Annotated in this window: 15 protein-coding genes; 11 read left to right on the top strand and 4 right to left on the bottom strand. The window is 67.4% G+C overall.

Features of this window, described 5'->3' with window-relative positions:
- Positions 1 to 22: 22 nt before the first annotated feature.
- Positions 23 to 2,488 (top strand): exopolysaccharide transport family protein, encoded by a 2,466-nt coding sequence (locus GY40_RS28505; protein WP_051988251.1) that lies wholly within the window; start codon positions 23 to 25, stop codon positions 2,486 to 2,488.
- Between the two features lie 116 nt (positions 2,489 to 2,604).
- Here GY40_RS28505 and GY40_RS18325 read toward each other — a convergent pair whose 3' ends face one another.
- Positions 2,605 to 3,657 (bottom strand): glycosyltransferase family 2 protein, encoded by a 1,053-nt coding sequence (locus GY40_RS18325; protein WP_081925503.1) that lies wholly within the window; start codon positions 3,655 to 3,657, stop codon positions 2,605 to 2,607.
- A 160-nt stretch (positions 3,658 to 3,817) separates the two neighbouring features.
- Here GY40_RS18325 and GY40_RS18320 point away from each other — a divergent pair, with 160 nt between their 5' ends.
- The 6 genes from GY40_RS18320 (at position 3,818) to GY40_RS18300 (ending at position 10,335) form a co-directional block, all read left to right on the top strand.
- Positions 3,818 to 4,987 carry a glycosyltransferase gene (locus tag GY40_RS18320; protein WP_038365064.1) on the top strand — a complete coding sequence of 390 codons (1,170 nt, stop codon included), beginning with the start codon at positions 3,818 to 3,820 and terminating at the stop codon, positions 4,985 to 4,987.
- Between the two features lie 98 nt (positions 4,988 to 5,085).
- Positions 5,086 to 6,129, top strand: a complete 1,044-nt coding sequence (locus tag GY40_RS18315) for a GMP reductase (RefSeq protein ID WP_038365063.1) — start codon at positions 5,086 to 5,088, stop codon at positions 6,127 to 6,129.
- Positions 6,130 to 6,239: 110 nt separating this feature from the next.
- Positions 6,240 to 7,271: an amino acid ABC transporter substrate-binding protein gene (locus GY40_RS18310; RefSeq protein ID WP_038365060.1), complete on the top strand. Its 1,032-nt coding sequence runs from the start codon at positions 6,240 to 6,242 to the stop codon at positions 7,269 to 7,271.
- 171 nt (positions 7,272 to 7,442) lie between these two features.
- Positions 7,443 to 8,021, top strand: a complete 579-nt coding sequence (locus tag GY40_RS27170) for a YdcF family protein (RefSeq protein ID WP_081925502.1) — start codon at positions 7,443 to 7,445, stop codon at positions 8,019 to 8,021.
- Positions 8,022 to 8,113: 92 nt separating this feature from the next.
- A complete protein-coding gene (locus tag GY40_RS18305; protein ID WP_038365059.1) occupies positions 8,114 to 9,277 on the top strand; it encodes an amino acid ABC transporter permease in 1,164 nt (387 codons plus the stop codon).
- The gene (locus tag GY40_RS18300; protein ID WP_038365057.1) at positions 9,274 to 10,335 is read left to right on the top strand and encodes an amino acid ABC transporter permease; all 1,062 of its coding nucleotides are present in this window, start codon (positions 9,274 to 9,276) and stop codon (positions 10,333 to 10,335) included. The genes GY40_RS18305 and GY40_RS18300 overlap by 4 nt, the downstream gene beginning before the upstream one ends.
- A 186-nt stretch (positions 10,336 to 10,521) precedes the next feature.
- Here GY40_RS18300 and GY40_RS18295 read toward each other — a convergent pair whose 3' ends face one another.
- Positions 10,522 to 11,073 (bottom strand): GcrA family cell cycle regulator, encoded by a 552-nt coding sequence (locus GY40_RS18295; RefSeq protein WP_038365055.1) that lies wholly within the window; start codon positions 11,071 to 11,073, stop codon positions 10,522 to 10,524.
- Between the two features lie 565 nt (positions 11,074 to 11,638).
- Here GY40_RS18295 and GY40_RS18290 point away from each other — a divergent pair.
- Genes GY40_RS18290 through GY40_RS18280 form a run of 3 tightly spaced genes read left to right on the top strand, consistent with a single transcriptional unit; the run spans position 11,639 to position 14,814 of the window.
- Positions 11,639 to 12,859, top strand: coding sequence for an aspartate aminotransferase family protein (locus tag GY40_RS18290; RefSeq protein WP_038365053.1), 1,221 nt, complete (start codon positions 11,639 to 11,641; stop codon positions 12,857 to 12,859).
- A 39-nt stretch (positions 12,860 to 12,898) separates the two neighbouring features.
- A complete protein-coding gene (argF, locus tag GY40_RS18285) occupies positions 12,899 to 13,819 on the top strand; it encodes an ornithine carbamoyltransferase (protein WP_038365051.1) in 921 nt (306 codons plus the stop codon).
- Positions 13,819 to 14,814, top strand: coding sequence for an Hsp33 family molecular chaperone (locus GY40_RS18280; RefSeq protein WP_038365049.1), 996 nt, complete (start codon positions 13,819 to 13,821; stop codon positions 14,812 to 14,814). Before argF ends, GY40_RS18280 begins: the two co-directional genes overlap by 1 nt.
- A gap of 119 nt (positions 14,815 to 14,933) precedes the next feature.
- Here GY40_RS18280 and argE read toward each other — a convergent pair whose 3' ends face one another.
- Both argE and apaG read right to left on the bottom strand, forming a co-directional pair.
- Positions 14,934 to 16,067, bottom strand: a complete 1,134-nt coding sequence (argE, locus tag GY40_RS18275) for an acetylornithine deacetylase (protein WP_051988272.1) — start codon at positions 16,065 to 16,067, stop codon at positions 14,934 to 14,936.
- A gap of 41 nt (positions 16,068 to 16,108) precedes the next feature.
- Positions 16,109 to 16,501 (bottom strand): Co2+/Mg2+ efflux protein ApaG, encoded by a 393-nt coding sequence (gene apaG / locus GY40_RS18270; protein WP_038365046.1) that lies wholly within the window; start codon positions 16,499 to 16,501, stop codon positions 16,109 to 16,111.
- 234 nt (positions 16,502 to 16,735) lie between these two features.
- Between apaG and GY40_RS18265 the strand changes: the two genes are divergently transcribed.
- Positions 16,736 to 17,824, top strand: coding sequence for a 2'-deoxycytidine 5'-triphosphate deaminase (locus GY40_RS18265; RefSeq protein ID WP_038365045.1), 1,089 nt, complete (start codon positions 16,736 to 16,738; stop codon positions 17,822 to 17,824).
- Positions 17,825 to 17,851: the final 27 nt, after the last annotated feature.

Below are 17,851 nucleotides of genomic sequence, written 5' to 3'. Positions count from 1 at the left end.
TCGGAAAGTGAAGCGTAGCGTCATGTTCACCACCGAAACGGCCGACAAGGATCGACTGGAAGGAGCCGATCGCGACGCTCCGCCGGAAACGGCGCGCCCGGTCGAGATCGGCCGCCTCGCCGATCCGCTCTGGATCGTCGCGACGCTCTGGCGCCGCAAGGGGCTGATCCTGATCTGCGCGCTCGTCGGCTTCGGCCTTGCCGTCCTGGCGAGCCTGCTGATCGCGCCGAAATACACCTCGACGGCGCAGCTCTTCATCGACCCGCGCGATCTGCGCGTGCTCCAGAACGACGTCTCCCCGAACACCGTCGGCAGCGACCCGACCTCGATTCTCAGCTATCTCGAAAGCCAGGCACGCGTCATCGCGTCGGACAGCATCAAGTCGCGGGTGATCGAGAAGCTCGGGCTCGACAAGGATCCCGATTATGGCGGCCCGGCCCGTGGTGGCCTCCTCTCCGGCCTGTTCGGCCCCGACAAGGCGACGACCGATCGCAACGCCATGCTCTATGCGCTGGCCGCGCTCGACAAGAGCGTCGCCGTGCGTCGCGGCGAGCGCACCTTCGTCATCGACATCTCCGCCACGGCCGGCGACCCGGACAAGGCCGCGCAGATCGCCAATGCCCTCGCCGAAGCCTATCTGGAGGACCAGGCGCAGGTCCGCGTCGATGCAGCCCGGCGCGCCACGTCTGCCCTGACCGCGCGGCTCGAGGAATTGCGCGGCCGCCTGCGCGTCGCCGAGGACAAGGCCGAGGCCTACAAGGAAGCCCACAACATCGTCGGGCTCGGCAGCAACAAGTCGCTGAGCGAGGAACAGCTCTCGCTCAACGCCACCCAGCTCGTCGCCGCCCGCCAGCGCACCACCGAGGCCAAGGCGAAATACGACCAGATCACCGCGACCCGCGCCTCCAACGTCGAGGCTGGCGCGATCCCGGAGGCCGTCGCCTCCAACACGATGACGGCGCTGCGCGCCCAGCTCGGCGCGGCACTCAGCAAGGAGGCCGATCTCGTCGCCTCGCTCGGCGCGCGCCATCCGGCCCTGACGGCCGCCCGCGCCCAGGTGACCGATTCCCGCCGCCAGATCGCCGACGAGCTCAGCCGCATCGCCCGCGCTGCCAAGGCGGAATATGACCGCGCCGCCGAGGCCGAGCGCCAGCTCTCGCGCCGCGTCGACCAGCTCACCACGGCGCAATACGCCGCCGGCCGCGCCTCGGTCGAATTGCGCGAGCTCGAACGCGAGGTCGAATCCTCCCGCGCGATCTACGACGCCTTCCTGAAGCGAGCCCGCGAAACCGGGGAGCTCGGCGGCATCGACACGACCAATGCCCGCGTCATCAGCCCGGCCATGCCGCCGCTGGAGAAGAGCGGCGTCAGCCGCCGCAGCATTGCGCTACTCGGCGCTTTCGGCGGCGGCGGCGCGGGAGCGTTGCTGGCGCTGGCTCTCGCATTGTTCGCGGTGCCCCGCCCGGTGCCGGAGGAGAAGGCCCCGTCGGCCCGCAGACCCCTCTGGCGGCGCAAGCCGCGCCCGGTCGAGCCTGAAGCCGAGGAGCCGGCACCGCCTGCCACGGCCCAACCGGCACCGCCGTCCGAAGCCGTGATTCTGGCACCTCCTCCGCCTCCGCAGCCGCAGCCGGTCGCGGCACCCGTGCCCGAGCCGCCCGAACCCGCTTCGCCGCCGGTGAGCACCGCCGCTGTCCAGACGCCTCCCCCGGCCGGCGACAAGGCGGGCTGGCGCCGCCTCATCGCGATTCCGGGCGGTCAGCCGGACCGGAAGCCGGAAAAGCCGTCGCCGCCGCTGGTCCTGACGCCGCTCGGCAAGATTCCGGCGGTGCGTAACCGGCGCTGGCGCCGCGAGCTCGAGGCCGCGCGCTCGGTCTTCCAGGCCAAGGCGCATCTCGTCGATGTCATCGACAAGCCGCAGGCGAGCTTTGCCATGGCCGTCGCCGCTGTCAGGGCCGAACTGGTTCATGGCGCCGGCGACAATCCGCGCCGGCGCATCCTGGTGCTCGGCCTGCAGCCGCAGGTGGGCGCGACGACGCTCGCCCTCAATCTCGCGCTCGATGCCGCTCTGGCCGGCCAGCCGGCGCTGCTCGTCGATGCCGCCGACGGCGCTCTCGCCCTGACGCGGATCTTCGCGCCCGATGCGTCGGCCGGTCTGGAAGAGGTGATCGGCGGCAGCCGCACGCTTGCCCGCGCGATCCTGAAGGATGAAGGCAGCGATCTCGCCTTCCTGCCGCGCTCGAACCGGCCGGGCCTGCCCGCGACGGGCTCGCTGGAAAACGGCCTATTCGGCGCAGCGCAGCGTTTCGGACCGGTCATCGTCGATGCCACGGCCGGCAGCGCGCTGGCGCGGCGCTTTGCCGAGGTGGTGGACGACATCCTCGTAGTCTCACGCCAGGCCAAGCTGTCGGATGCCGATATCGAGCGCCTGAAGGCGCAGCTCGGCGTCAACGCCAACAAGCTGCGCGGCCTCGTCGTGAACGAGAGCTGAGGCGGCACCTGCTGGCGGCCCGGAGCCGGTTCGGACTCCCCAGGCCCTCATCCAGAGCATGCTGATTTTGTACGGAACCACGCGGTCATCCCGGGCTTGACCCCGCTCGACCGGCCTCAGTTCTTCTCCGGCTTGCGATACTGCTCGTTGGCGACGCCGAATTCCGACATCAGCCGGCCGAGCGCGACCTGGGTGTGGTAGAGCCCGATCGTTCCCGAGCGGCTCTTCAAGCCGAGTGCGATGCCGCGCGGCACGGAAGCGGCGAGCAGCGCGAGCGATTTCGCCAGCACCTTGAGCCGGCCCGCGGGGCCTGGATTCTGCCGCCGCGCGATCGTGGCCGAGATCGCGCCGTTGCGCAGGCCGCGCGCGGCGATCCAGCCGAATTCGGTGCGGCGCTGCGGCATCGTCTCGCGCTGCGCCGCCTCCTGCACCCACCAGAAGCGGAATCCGGCAGCCCTGGCGCGGGTGAAGAAATCCGTGTCGCCGCCGCCGGTGAAGTCGAAGCTCTCGTCGAGGAAGGGGAAGCCCAGCCGTTCCAGCACCTCCCGCCGGATCAGGTAGTTCGCGCTCGAATAGAGCATCGGCACCGGGCCGGAGGCCGCATAATGCGAGCGGAAGACCGGATGCGCCGCGAGCCAGGCCCGCGAGCGGTCGGCGAAGACCGGTGCCACCGAGCCGCCGAAGAGCTCGGCCGGGGTGGTCGCCGCCGCCTTGAGGAAGGCGTCGAGCCAGCCGGGCTCGGCCTCCTCGTCGTCGTCGATCCCCAGCACCTGCTGCAGGGCCGGAAAGCGTGTCAGCGCGCAGCGCCAGGCGGCGTTATAGGCCTTGCAGTTGCCCTGGCGCGGCTCGACGATGACGAGGCCCTTGAACAGCCTGGCTTCGAGCAGGGTCTTCGCGCGCTGCGCGCCGGCCTGTTCCTGGCCCTCGTTCTCGACGACGATCACCGCGAAATCATGCCCGCCGGTCTGCGCCGCCAGCGAGCGCAAGGTCGCCTCCAGCATGTCGGGGCGCCTGAAGGTCGGCACGCAGACGACGCTCGCAACGCCGGCCAGCATCTCGGGCGGCGATTGCGCCACCACGCCGAAGCTCTCGGGCGTCGCGAAGCGCAGCGGCGAGGCATCGCCCCGCGCGCCGGCATCGGTCTGTTTTGTCGATTCAGCCGCAACCATGGCGAACCTCATAGATCCGACCGGCTTAAGGTTCGGTGTTCGCAAAGCGCGATCCACCGGCCTTTTCCGGCAAAGCCTCGTTGAGCATAGCAGACGGGGCGGCTTGACCTGCCGCGGCAATCGGCCGACTGAAAGACATCTTGCCGCGGACCCGCTTTCCTTGCGCCTCGCCTTTCTGACTTCGCTCATTCCGGTTGCCCGGCCGGATACGGGTTTTGAGATCGCCAATGCCGCGATCCTCTCGGCGCTGCGCGCCGCCGGCCATGACGTGACGGCCATCGGCTTCACGCGCCATGGCGAAACGCCGGCCGATCCCGAGCAGGCCGTTGTCGTGGCCGAGATCGACATCGAGAATGCGGTCGCCTCGACCGGGCGGCAACTGCGCTGGATCGCGGCCGCTTTTCGCTTCGGCCTGCCGGTCGCCTGCGCCAAGCTGAGGCTCGCGGGCGCCGGCCGGCTGGTCGAGGCGGTGCGGGCGCAGGGACCCTTCGATGCGCTCATCCTCAACTCGGTGATGCTGCCCGGCGCTTTCCCGGAACTGCTGGAGATCGCGCCCTGCGTGCTGGTCGAGCACAATATCGAGCACGCCTCGGCCCGGCAGAATGCCGAAAACGCCGGCAATGTCCTGCTCCGCCGGCTCTTCGCCCGCGAGGCCCGGCTGCTGGAGGCCATCGAACGCCGGCTCTGGCGGCAGTCGCGCTTCGTCTGGACCCTTGCCGAGGAGGATCGGCGGGCGATGGGCGCGGAGGCCCGGGACAAGTCCGCCGTGTTGCCTCTGGTCTCCGGCACGGCGCCGCCCGCGATCGTGGCGGGGCAGGACGCGCCTGCGAGCTTCGATATCGGGCTGATCGGCACCTGGACCTGGCTGCCGAACCGGGTCGGCCTCGAATGGTTCCTGCAGGAGGTCTGCCCGCTGCTGCCGGACGATCTGCGGATCGCTGTCGCCGGCCGCGTCCCCTCCGAGCTGCGCATGCCGCTCAATGTCACGCTGGTCGGCCGCGTCCCGGCCGCCGACGCGTTCCTGCGCTCCTGCCGCATCGTGGCGCTGTCGAGCCGGGCCGGCACGGGCGTGCAGCTCAAGACCATCGAGGCGATGCAGCTCGGCCTGCCGGCCGTCGCCACCACCTTGTCCGGTCGCGGCTTCACCGAATTGCCGGCTAACTTCACGCTGGCCGACGGCGCGCCGGACTTCGCCCGCGCGCTCGCGGAGCGGCTGGCCGTGATCAGGGCCGGCGACGCGCAGCGCATCGATGGCGAGGCTTTCCTGACGCGCCAGCGGGCGGCGCTCGCCGCCGGCCTCGCGCAAGGCCTCGCCGCCGCGGCGCGTTGAGGTCCATCCGCCGATTTGCCTCCAGCGACCGTCCGGGGCTATGAATCGGCGCACGCCTGCCAGCGTGCGCGGACCATCGCCCAGCCCGAGGCCGGCCCATGCGCATCGAAAACGATCCCAAGCTCGACTTCCGCGACGTGCTGATCCGTCCCAAGCGCTCGACGCTGGGCAGCCGCGCCCATGTCGATGTCGAACGCAGTTTCCGCTTCCCGCACACAGGCGCGGAATGGAAGGGCTTCCCGCTGATCGCGGCCAATATGGATGTGGTCGGCACCATGGCAATGGCGCGGGCGCTGCGGAAGCACGGCGCCATGGTCGCCCTGCACAAACACTACGATGCCGAGGCCCTGATCGCCTTCTTCCGCGAACCTGAATCGGCCAATGCCTTCTATTCGCTCGGCACCACCGAGGCCGATCACGACAAGCTCAAGGCCGTCCACGCCCAGTCGCCGATCTCCAAGATCTGCCTGGACGTCGCCAATGGCTATACGGAGAAATTCGTCGATACGGTCAAGGCGACGCGCGCTGCCTTCCCTGACGCGGCGATCATGGCCGGCAACGTCGTCACCGGCGACATGACCGAGGCGCTGATCCTGGCCGGCGCCGACATCGTCAAGGTCGGCATCGGGCCGGGCTCGGTCTGCACCACCCGCAAGATGACCGGCGTCGGCTATCCGCAGCTCTCGGCCATCATCGAATGCGCCGATGCGGCCCATGGGCTGAAAGGCCTGGTCTGCGGCGATGGCGGCCTGACCGTGCCGGGCGATGTCGCCAAGGCTTATGGCGGCGGCGCCGATTTCGTGATGATGGGCGGCATGCTCGCCGGCCATGACGAATGCGAGGGCGAGATCCGCTACGAGGAGCGCGACGGCGAGAAGGTGCCGGTCGCGATGGTCTTCTACGGCATGTCCTCCGACACGGCGATGCACAAATATTCCGGCGGCGTCGCCAAATACCGGGCGTCCGAGGGCAAGACCGTCGAGGTGCCCTATCGTGGCCCGGTCGAGGGCACGATGCAGGAGATCATGGGCGGGGTGCGCTCGGCGATGACCTATATCGGGGCGGTCTATCTGAAGGAGATGTCGAAGCGCACCACCTTCATCATGGTCGGCGCCCAGCTCAACACGGTGTTCGGCAACTGACTGACGCCTCCCGGCAGGAATGCTCACTTCGTCGGGTACCGCTTGCGGTCCATCTGTTGCATAGTCCCGGCCTCAATGCAGAAAGCCGCTCACGGCTTCGGGGAGACGATATGACGATCAGGATTTTGGGTGCGGCTGCCTTTCTCGCCGCCGGGGTTTCGCTGGCGAGCGCTCAGCAGCTGGCGCCGAGCCCCACACTCGATGCCGTGAAGGCGCGCGGCAATCTCGAATGCGGCGTGCATCTCGGCCTGCCGGGCTTCTCCTTCGCCAATGACAAGGGCGAGTGGACCGGCCTCGACGTGGATTATTGCCGCTCGCTCGCGGCCGCCATCCTGGGCGACGCGACCAAGGTCAAGTTCACGCCGACCTCGGTGCAGCAGCGCTGGCCGATCCTGCAATCGGGCCAGGTCGACGTGCTCGCGCGCAACTCGACCATCACCTTCTCGCGCAACGCCACGCTCGGCCTGAATTTCCAGGGCATCAATTTCTATGAGGGCCAGACCTTCATCGTCCGCAAATCGGCGAATGTGAAGGAGGCCGAGGGCCTCGACGGCGCCTCGGTCTGCGTCGCCGCCGGCTCGACCGAGGAGAAGAACGCCGCCGATTGGTTCCGCGAGCGCAACCTCAAGGTCACCATCACCAATTTCCAGAAGAACGACGACGCCATCGCCGCCTATGACGCCGGGCGCTGCGACGCCTACACCGCCGGTGTCGGCGCGCTCGCCGGCCAGCGCATCAAGCTCAAGGTCCCCGACGATCACATCATCCTGACCAAGCCGATCTCGAACGACCCGCAGGGGCCGGTGACGCGCTGGGGCGACGAGCGCTGGCAGCTCATCGTGCGCTGGGTGCTGAACGGCACCATCGCGGCCGAAGCGCTCGGCGTCACCTCCAAGAACGTCGACGAGATGAAGGCGAGCTCGAAGAATTCCGAGGTCCGCCGCCTGCTCGGCGCCGAGGGCGGCTTCGGCGAGATGATGGGGCTCCCGAACGACTGGATGTACAACGCCATCAAGCAGGTCGGGAATTACGGCGAGAGCTATGAGCGCACCGTCGGCATGGGGTCGCCGCTGAAGCTCGAGCGCGGCCAGAACCAGCTCTGGACCAAGGGCGGCCTGCTGTTCACCCCGCCCTTCCAGTGAGAGCGGACGCCTAGCGACCCCGCCAGCGCGTCATCCCGGACAAGCGGCGTCAGCCGCGCCGATCCGGGACCCATGCCAGAGCGCCAAGCACCACAGAGGTGCTTGGCGCTCGACGTTCAACTGAATGGCGTGTTTGGGACAGCAAAACCTATGTGATTTGGATATTTGGGCATGATCAGCCGAATACCGAATTCAACTGAAATCGCACGGATCAACAGTGAGCATCTCCTAACCACGGGGCTCAAACCGGCCGACCTGTTGTTCGTGTTTGGAACGCGCGACGGCGTTAAAGAGCGCATCGATGCTGCTTATCATCTTTGGCGTGATGGATATTGCCGTTGGCTCATCGTCAGTGGCGGCCTTACGCCAGGCTCCGACATGACCGAGTGTCAAATTATCAAGGCGGGGCTTGTGTCGCTCGGGGTGCCTGCTGCTTCGATCCTTGAGGAGCACAAGGCGACAAACACTGGTGAGAACGTCATATTCTCATTGCCGATCATTGCCGAACACCTCGGCCTCGACAATATCCGCACTGTAATTTGCCTTGGCAATCTCTGGACTTCGCGCCGATATCCGATGACACTTCATCGCCACTGGCGGGAGCCTGAAAAAATGCTCGTTGTCGTAAATCACTACGAAACACCCAATGCGCTCTGGCATACTGACCCGGAACTTTGTGCGCGGGTGCTCAGCGAATGGGATAAAATACAACCCTACCTAGCTAAGGATTTTATTGCCGAATGGCCGTGATAAGAGGTTAGTTTTTGTATTTATAAGTATTCCTGTCGGATAAATTTTCGAGTTTAACCCCGGCTATTGTTAAATATCAGGATCTAGACTTCTTGACCAAAGCCCTCTCCCTCATCAACGACAAGCGCGTCCGCGACTGGCTCTATCAGATCGTCGTCGTGGTCCTGCTCGTCGGCCTGACCATCTTCTTCGTGCGCAACGCCTCGGAGAACATGGTCAAGGCCGGCATCGCCTCGGGCTTCGGCTTCCTCTGGCGCACCTCTGGCATCGAGGTGCCCTTCGTCCTCACCGGCTACACCCAAGCCGACAACATCCTCGGCCTGTTCTGGGTCGGCGTCGCCAACACCATGCTGGTGACGGTGATCGCGATCATTCTCGCCACCGCGCTCGGCTTCGTCGTCGGCATCGCCCGGCTCTCCTCGCACTGGCTGCTCTCGACCATCGCCGGCGCCTATATCGAGTTCGTCCGCAACATCCCGCTGCTGTTCTTCGTGCTGTTCTGGTATTTCGGCGTCATCGCCGCCTTGCCGGCGCCGCGCCAGAGCATCGGACTGTTCGGCGTCGCCTTCCTCAACAATCGCGGCCTCACCATCCCCCTGCCGGATGCCATGGGCAACCTGCGCATCGCCGGCCTGATCATCCTCGCCAGCGTCCTGGCTTACGCCGCTTTCCATGTCTGGGCCCGCAAGCGCCAGGAGCGGACCGGGCTCCACGCGCCGACGCTACGCGTCGGGCTCGCCCTGCTGCTCGCGGTGCCGGTGCTGGCCTTGACCTGGGCCGTGCTGGCGACGCGTTGGGACGTGCCGGTGCTGCGCGGCTTCAATTATCGCGGTGGCTTCGCAGTCATCCCTGAATTCGTCGCGCTGCTGGCGGCGCTCGTCACCTATACCGCCGGCTTCATCGCCGAGATCGTGCGCGGCGGCATCCAGTCGGTCTCGCATGGCCAGACCGAGGCGGGTTCGGCGCTCGGCCTGCGCTCCGGCCAGATCCTGCGGCTCGTGACCATCCCGCAGGCGCTGCGGGTGATGATCCCGCCCTTGACCAACCAGTATCTCAACGTGCTGAAGAACTCCTCCTTCGGCGCGGCCATCGCCTATCCCGATCTGGTCAGCCTGTTCATGGGCTCGGCGCTGAACAACACCGGCCAGGCGATCGAGATCATCGCCATGACGCTCGCGGTCTATCTCGTCATCGGGCTTGCGGTTTCGGCGATCATGAACTGGTACAACGCCCGCATCGCTCTGGTGACGCGATGAGCGGCCTGGCTTCCCCCCGGAGCGCCTCGTCGCTCTCGCTCTGGCGCGAGCGCCTGTTCGGCACGCCCTTCACCGCCTTCGTCACGGTGGTGCTGGCGCTCGCCATCGCCTGGGTCGCGGTGCCGCTGATCCGCTGGGCGCTGATCGATGCGAGCTGGCGCGGCACGACCCGCGCCGACTGCACCGCGGGCGGGGCCTGCTGGGTCTTCATCCGCGCCCGCTTCGGCCAGTTCATGTATGGGCTCTATCCCGCCGACCAGCGCTGGCGCGTCGATATCGCCGGCATCGCCTTCGTGCTCGGCGTCGCGGGGGTCGTCTTCGCGCCGCAGCGGCTGAAGTTGAAGCTCGGCGTCGCCATGCTCGTCCTGCTGCCGCCGCTCGGCATCTGGCTGCTCTCCGGCGGCTTCGGCCTGCGCCATGTCGAGACGCGCGACTGGGGCGGGCTGATGCTCACCCTGTTCATCTCGGTCTATGCGAGTCTGATCGCGATCCCGCTCGGCATCCTCTTCGCGCTCGGGCGGCAATCGGGGCTGCGCGTCATCCGGTTGATCAGCGTCATCTTCATCGAGTTCTGGCGCGGGGTGCCGATCATCGCGGTGATCTTCCTGGCTTCGCTGCTGCTGCCGCTGATCATGCCGGGCGGCATCGATATCGACCGGCTGGCGCGCGCCGTGATCGGGCTCGGCTTCGTCATTGCCGCCTATATGGCCGAGGCCGTGCGTGGTGGCCTGCAGGCGCTGCCCAAGGGCCAACGCGAGGCGGCGACGGCGCTCGGACTGACCTATTGGAAGGCGACGGGGCTGATCGTCCTGCCGCAGGCGCTGCGTATCTCGCTGCCGGCGATGACCAACGAGTTCATCGCCCTGATCAAGAACACGACGCTGGTGCTGGTCGTCTCGATCCTCGACCTGCTCGGCATCGCCCAGGCCTCGCTCGCCGATCCCAACTGGGTCGGCATGAACATGGAGGCCTATGCCTTCTCGGGCGCGATCTACTGGCTGATCTGCTTCGCCCTCTCGCGCTGGAGCCGCTCGCTGGAGAAGCGGCGCAGGTTGTAAGGAGGCCGCTTGCCGTCATTCTCGGGCGGAGCGAAGCGCAGGCCCGGGATCTCGTTCAAGAGAAGGCTCTGGAGCTTCCTCGTCATGAGATGCTCGGGTCAAGCCCGAGCATGACGCAAGCTTTCGACCAGCCAACAAAAAACCGGCCTTTCGGCCGGTTTTCTTATTTCAAAGCCATCAGCCTGATCAGGCTCGCACCTTGCTCCGGTCGCGCCGGCGGTCGGCAGCGGGCTGGTAGGCAATGCGGGCGTGGTGGCTGCAATAGGGCATGCCGGTCTGCGAGCGCGCGCCGCAGAAGCGGAATTCCGGCGTTGTCGGGTCGCCCATCGGCCAGCGGCACATATATTCGCGCAGTTCCATGATGGTGACCCGCTCCGAGAACGGGATCACCACGTCCTCGGACGGCCGCGGCGCCTGCTCGGCCTCGATATCGGCCTCTGGCTGCGTCGCGAAATGCGGAGCGAGCGCATGGGTGCCGCGGGTGGCGCCGGCGGCGTTGTTCATCGGATGGCTCGGCGCCCGTGCCGGGGCCTTGCGCGGGGCGGCATTGCGCGGCGTGGCCGGCGCAGCGGCGCTCTTGGCACGGCCCGACAGGCCGAGCCGGTGCACCTTGCCGATCACCGCGTTGCGCGTGACGTTTCCGAGCTCGGCGGCGATCTGGCTTGCGCTCAGACCGTCGCTCCAGAGCTTCTTGAGCAGTTCGACCCGCTCGTCGGTCCATGCTCCGGCTTCGTTCATCCGCATCACCTGTCTTGTCCGGCCGGCCCCTCGCGGTGCCGCCCTTAAGGGTGCTTCGTGGCGGAATCCGGAACCGGCGGCTTCTGTCGCTGAGACAAAAACCGTTGCTTCCGCAACAGACGGGACTGGGGACGCCGCACGAAATGTCGTATCTGACGAATGAGACCATACAAGGGGCGGTGACTCGCGGACAAGAGTCGCCGAATCCGAATTGGGCTTTTCCCCAGGCGATTCGCGATTGGCGGGTCAAGCGAATCTTTTCGGCAACACTGCCGTCACGGCAGAGCCGGCAAGGGAATCGGCGGCATGGAATTGACAGTGCCGGCTGCCTTAAGCATATTTATCCACAAGGTGACGCCGCCCGCTCGGGCGGCGCTTATGTTTTGCGGATCAAGGCCCCGAACGATGCGGATGACGGCGCGACGAGAGGTCAGGAACTGGCTGCGACGATAACGTCGTCGCCGGGTCGCAACTTGGCCGCATGCTGCGGCATCTCACCCGGATCGCGTTCTCGACCCCAGCGCCAATCCGTTCTCATCCGTCCCCCTCGCGAGGATTTTGCCTCATGGCTCCCGCCCCCGTTTCCGCCAGCCAGTCCGTGCTCGTGCCGACCTATGCCCGCGCTCCCGTCGCCTTCGAGCGCGGTGAGGGGCCCTGGGCGATCACCGCCGACGGCACGCGCTATCTCGATTTCGGCGCCGGCATCGCCGTCAATGCGCTCGGCCACGCCCATCCGCATCTGGTCAAGACTTTGACCGAGCAGGCCGGCAAGATCTGGCACACCTCGAACCTCTATGCGGCGCCGGAAGGCGAGCGCCTCGCCCGCCGGCTCTGCGAGGCAACCTTCGCCGAGCGGGTGTTCTTCACCAATTCGGGGGCCGAGGCCAATGAGTGCGCCATCAAGATGGCGCGGAAATACCATGCCGCGAAGGGCCATCCCGAGCGCTACCACATCGTCACCTTCGAGGGCGCCTTCCATGGCCGCACGCTGGCGACCATCGCCGCCGGCGGCCAGCAGAAATACATTGACGGCTTCGGCCCCAAGGTCGACGGCTTCGACCAGGTGCCCTTCGACGACGAGAAGGCGCTGCGCGCCGCGATCACGTCCGAGACCGCCGCGCTGATGATCGAGCCGATCCAGGGCGAAGGCGGCCTGCGCTCGGTGCCCTCGCGCTTCCTCAAGCTGCTGCGCCAGATCTGCGACGAACAGGGCCTGCTGCTGATCTTCGACGAGATCCAGACCGGCGTCGGCCGCACCGGCAAGTTCTTCGCCCATGAGCATTACGGCGTGACGCCGGACATCATGTCGATCGCCAAGGGCATCGGCGGCGGCTTCCCGATGGGCGCCTGCCTCGCGACCGAGGAAGCGGCCTCGGGCATGACGCTCGGCACGCACGGCACCACCTTCGGCGGCAATCCGCTCGCCATGGCGGTCGGCAATGCCGTGCTCGACGTGGTGCTGGCGCCGGGCTTCATCGAGAATGTCGGCCAGATCGCGCTTCGGCTGAAGCAGTCGCTGGCCGAGCTCAAGGACAGGCATCCCGACATCATCGCCGAGATCCGCGGCGAGGGGCTGATGCTCGGCCTCAAGCTCCACACGCTCAACACCGACTTCGTCAACGAGGCCCGTGCCCAGGGTCTCCTTGTCGTCGGCGCCGGTGACAATGTCGTGCGCCTGCTGCCGCCGCTGATCATCACCGAGGCGGATGTCGCCGAGGCGGTCTCGCGGCTCGACAAGGCGGCGAGCGCCGTCGAGGCGACGCTGAAGCGCCCTGCGGCAGAGTAAGTTCAACCGATCCCATCCAGCGAAGCGAAGGAAGCGCCCGTGACGCGCCATTTCCTCGACCTTTCCGATTTCTCCGGCAGCGAGCTGCGCTCGATCCTGCGCGCCGGCGAGGAGATCAAGGCGCGACGCCGCACCCCTGCCGCCGCGGGGGACCGCCTGCTCGAAGGCAAGGTCATCGCCATGATCTTCGAGCAGCCCTCGCTGCGGACCCGCGTCTCCTTCGATGTCGGCATCCGGGAACTCGGCGGCTCGCCGATGATGGTGACCGGCCGGGAGATCGAACTCGGAGAGCGCGAGACCATCGCCGACACCGCCCGCGTGCTGTCGCGCTATGTCGATGCGATCATGATCCGCATGCTCGACCATGATGCCGTGGTCGAGATGGCGAAATACGCCTCGGTCCCGGTCATCAACGGCCTGACCAAGCGCCAGCATCCCTGCCAGGTCATGGCCGATGTCATGACCTTCGAGGAGCGCAAGGGCTCGATCAAGGGGAAGCGCATCGCCTGGACCGGCGACACCAACAACGTGCTGACCTCCTGGATCCATGCCGCCGGCCGGCTCGATTTCGAGCTCGCCATCGCCACGCCCGAGGAGCTGGCGCCCCCACCGGCCCTGGTCGCCTGGGCGAAGAAGCAGGGTGCGAAGCTCTCGCTGACCACCCATCCCGAGGCGGCGGTCGAGGGCGCCGATTGCGTCATTACCGATTGCTGGGTCTCGATGGGCGACGAGGAAGGCACCCGCCACAACCTTCTGCGGCCCTACCAGGTCGATGACAGGCTGATGGAGCGCGCCGAGAAGGAGGCGATCTTCATGCATTGCCTGCCGGCCTCGCGCGGCGAGGAGGTCACCGACCAGATCATGGACGGCCCGCAATCGGCCGTCTTCGACGAGGCCGAGAACCGGCTGCATGCGCAGAAAGGCATCCTCGCCTGGTGCTTCGGCGGGGTCGCGGCCTGATGGCCGCCGACGTCACGGCCGGGTTCGACGACAGCGTCCTGCCCTTCGCCGTCCCCGATCTCGACGTGCGCGGCCGCGTCGTGCGGCTGGGCGCGTCGATCGACACCGTCCTCGCGCGCCATGACTATCCCGAGCCCGTCTCCCGCGTGCTCGGCGAGGCGGCGGCGCTCACCGTGCTGCTGGGCACGGCGCTGAAGTTCGAGGGGCGCTTCCAGCTCCAGACCAAGAGCGATGGCGCCATCCCGATGATGGTGGTCGACTTCACTGCCCCTGACAATTTCCGCGCCGTCGCCCATATCGACGAGGCGAAGCTCGTCGAGGCGGTCGCGCTGGACAAGCTCTCGACCGGCGATCTGCTCGGCGAAGGTCATCTTGCGATGACCATCGACCAGGGCTCGGCGACGACGCGTTATCAGGGCATCGTGCCCCTGACGCGGCAGAGCCTGGAAGAGGCGGCGCACCAGTACTTCCGCCAGTCGGAGCAGATCCCGACGCGAGTTCGGCTCGCCGTCGGCACCGTCACGACCGGAGGGCGGTCGCATTGGCGCGCCGGCGGCATCCTCGTCCAGTTCATGCCGCATTCGCCCGAACGCCTGCGCGCGGCCGACATCCATCCCGGCGACGTGCCCGAGGGCCACGAGATCCTGGCCGGCAACGACCCCGACGGCGTCAGTGACGATGCCTGGATGGAGGCGCGCTCGCTGGTCGAGACGGTCGAGGACCACGAACTGCTGGACCCAACGCTGGCGAGCGAGCGCCTGCTCTATCGCCTGTTCCATGAGCGCGGCGCCCGCGTCTTCGAGCCGGTTGTCGTGCACGAGGCCTGCCGCTGCTCGCGCGAGCGCGTGCTCTCGATGCTGCGCGGCTTCTCGCCCGAGGATCGCCGCGCCATGATCGCCGATGACGGCAAGCTCGGCGTCACCTGCGAGTTCTGCTCGCGGCGTTATTCCTTCGAGCCGTCGGAGGTCGAGCAGGGGGTGACGTCGGGACTTTGAAGGCTGTCGTCATTCCCGGGTGCCGCGAGGCGGCGACCCGGGAATCTCATTGCCGAATGAGACGGCAAAGCCCTCGCGTCACGAGATGCTCGGGGCAAGCCCGAGCATGACGCCCGCGATTACCCCGCTTTGCACTCCGCCATCAGCTTGCGCATGAAGGCCTCGCCGGCCTGGAGCTGCTCCAGCGTGATGTACTCGTCCGGCTGATGCGCCTGGTCGATCGAGCCGGGACCGCAGACCACGGTCGGCAGGCCAGCGCGCTGGAAATGCCCCGCTTCGGTCGCATAGGCGACGGCGATGGTGTGGTTGCGGCCGGAGAGGCGCATGGCGAGCCGCTCCGCTTCCGAGCCGGGATCGGGCGCGAGGCCCGGCACATCCGAGGTCATCACCGTCTCGATGGTCGAGGACGGCGCCGTCTTCCGCATCCGCGCCAGCACCGTTTCCGACAGGCGGCCGAAGCGCGCCGGTCCGGCCTCCGGGTCGGAGCCCGGCAGGGTGCGGATTTCCCAGGACAGCTCCGCCTTGTCGGCGAGGATGTTGCGGGCGATGCCGCCATGGAACTTGCCGACATGGACGGTGTCATAGGGCGGGTCGAAGCGGCCGCTCCCGTCGGGCCGCTCCTTGGCCTCCTCCTGCATCCGGTCGAGCTCGGCTGCCAGCAAGGCGCCGGCATGGACGGCGCTGGCGCCGAGCTGCGGCTTGGAGGAATGCGCCGCGAAGCCCGTGATCGACGTCAGGAAGGTGCGGATGCCCTTATGCGCGTCGGCGATGTCGAGCGATGTCGGCTCGCCGACGATGACCGCGAGCGGCCGGGGCAGCGTCCTGCCCATCGCGGCGATGCCGTCGATGACGCCGAGGCAGGTCACCTCCTCGTCGTAGGAGAAGAACAGGTGGATCGGCGTCCTGAGCCCGGCCGCCAGAAAATCCGGCACCAGCGCCAGCGCGAGCGCGACGAAACCCTTCATGTCGACGGCGCCGCGCCCATAGGCGCGCGCGCCCTCCACATGCAGCGTGAAGGGATCGCGGCTCCAGGCCTGCCCCTCGACCGGCACGACATCGGTATGGCCCGAGAGTACGATGCCGCCCCGGTCCTGCGGCCCGAGCGTGGCGAAGAGCGCCGCCTTGTCGCCGGCGGCGTTGGGGAAGCGTGTGGAGGCGACGCCCCAGCCGGCGAGATAGTCCTCGACGAAATCGATCAGCGGCAGATTGGATTTATGGCTCACCGTATCGAAGGCGACGAGGCGGGCGAGCATCTCGAGCGGCGTGTAGCGCTGCCCGGCGGGCGGATGGGCGGTCAATGCAGAACCTTCTTCACATGGGGGGAATCGAGCGGAAACAGCGGCACCTCGACATCGAAGATCTCGCCGTTCTCGCCGAGCATGGCGTAGAAACCGTGCATCGAGCCGTCCGGCGTCGCCAAGGGGCAGCCCGAGGTATAGCTGAAGCTTTCGCCCGGCCCCAGCACCGGCTGCCGGCCGACGACGCCGTCGCCGCGCACCTCATGGACTTCGCCATGCCCGTCGGTGATGAGCCAGTGGCGCGTCAGCAATTGCACGGTCTGTGTCGAGAGATTGGCGATCTCGATCGAATAGGCCCAGAAATAGCGGCCTTGCGGCGGCGATGATTCCGCCTCCATGAATTTCGGCACCGCGGTCACACGCACGCCATGCGTCTGCGCCTGATACATTGCCAGGACTCCGAACCAAAATGACTCCGAACTTCAAAGACGCCGGACTTCGAGAACGCCGCGCCTCCAGGGCCGCGGGCCTAGCTGCCGCCGTGCTGTTATGAACCGGCTGGCGGCAGCGTCAATGCCGCCGGCATGCATGCAGGCGTGGACAACGCGGCGAAAGCTGCGCATTCGGCTTGGCCTGCGCCCGCGCCTTCGCTAGCCCTAACCGATTATCCTCGCGGACCTCGCATGCTGCCCTTCAAGCCCGGAATCCAGCCCGACAGCTCCATCCGCGCCTTCATCGAGCAGGGCGTGATCCGGCTCGCCCATCCGCCGGCCGAAGGGCAGGTGCAGCCGGCAAGCCTCGACCTGCGCCTGGGCGAGCGCGCCTATCGCGTGCGCGCCAGCTTCCTGCCCGGCCCGGACCGCACGGTGCGTGGCCGCATCGACGAGCTCTCTCTGCACGAGATCGACCTGACGCGCGGCGCTGTGCTGGAGACCGACTGTGTCTACATCGCCGAGCTGATGGAGGGTTTGCGGCTGCCGAAGGGCCTGCGCGCCGCGGCCAACCCCAAGAGCTCGACCGGCCGGCTCGACGTCTTCACCCGCGTCATCACCGACAGGGCCCGCGAGTTCGACCTCGTCGAGGACGGCTATGAGGGCCCGCTCTTCATCGAGATCTCGCCGCGCACCTTCCCGGTGCTGGTGCGCTCGGGCTCGCGGCTCTCGCAGATCCGCTTCCGGACCGGCGAGGCCCGCCTCGACGACCGGGCGCTGCAGGAGGTCCATGCCCGCGAGACGCTGGTCAGCGCCGCCGAGCCGTCCTTCCAGGGCGGCGTCGCCGTCAGCGTCGACCTCTCCGGCTTCGATGGCCTGCTCGGCTATCGCGGCAAGCACTACACCGCGTTGATCGATGTCGACCGGGTAGGGGCCTATCGCGCCGCCGATTTCTGGGAGCCGATCCCCGATGACGGTTCGCGCAGCCTGATCCTCGATCCCGGCCAGTTCTATATCCTCGCCTCGAAGGAGGCGGTGCATGTCCCGCCGGATTACGCGGCCGAGATGACCCCCTTCGACGCGCTGGTGGGCGAGTTTCGCGTCCACTATGCGGGCTTCTTCGACCCCGGCTTCGGCCACAGCGCTGCTGGCGGCCAAGGCGCGCGAGCCGTGCTCGAGGTGCGCTCCCGCGACGTGCCTTTCATCATCGAGGACGGCCAGATCGTCGGCCGGCTGGTCTACGAGACGATGGCGGCCCGACCGGCCGCGCTTTACGGCGCCGGGTTGAGCTCGAACTATCAGGGCCAGGCCCTCAAGCTCTCGAAGCATTTCAAGGGCTGAGCTTCTCCCGGAAATTCCCGGATGACA

It is taken from the genome of Allobosea sp. UNC402CLCol (assembly GCF_000745475.1).
In the GTDB taxonomy this organism is placed as follows: domain Bacteria; phylum Pseudomonadota; class Alphaproteobacteria; order Rhizobiales; family Beijerinckiaceae; genus Allobosea; species Allobosea spartocytisi.
Note: the sequence above shows the minus strand (reverse complement) of the source record. Positions and strands in the feature narration are given on the sequence as shown.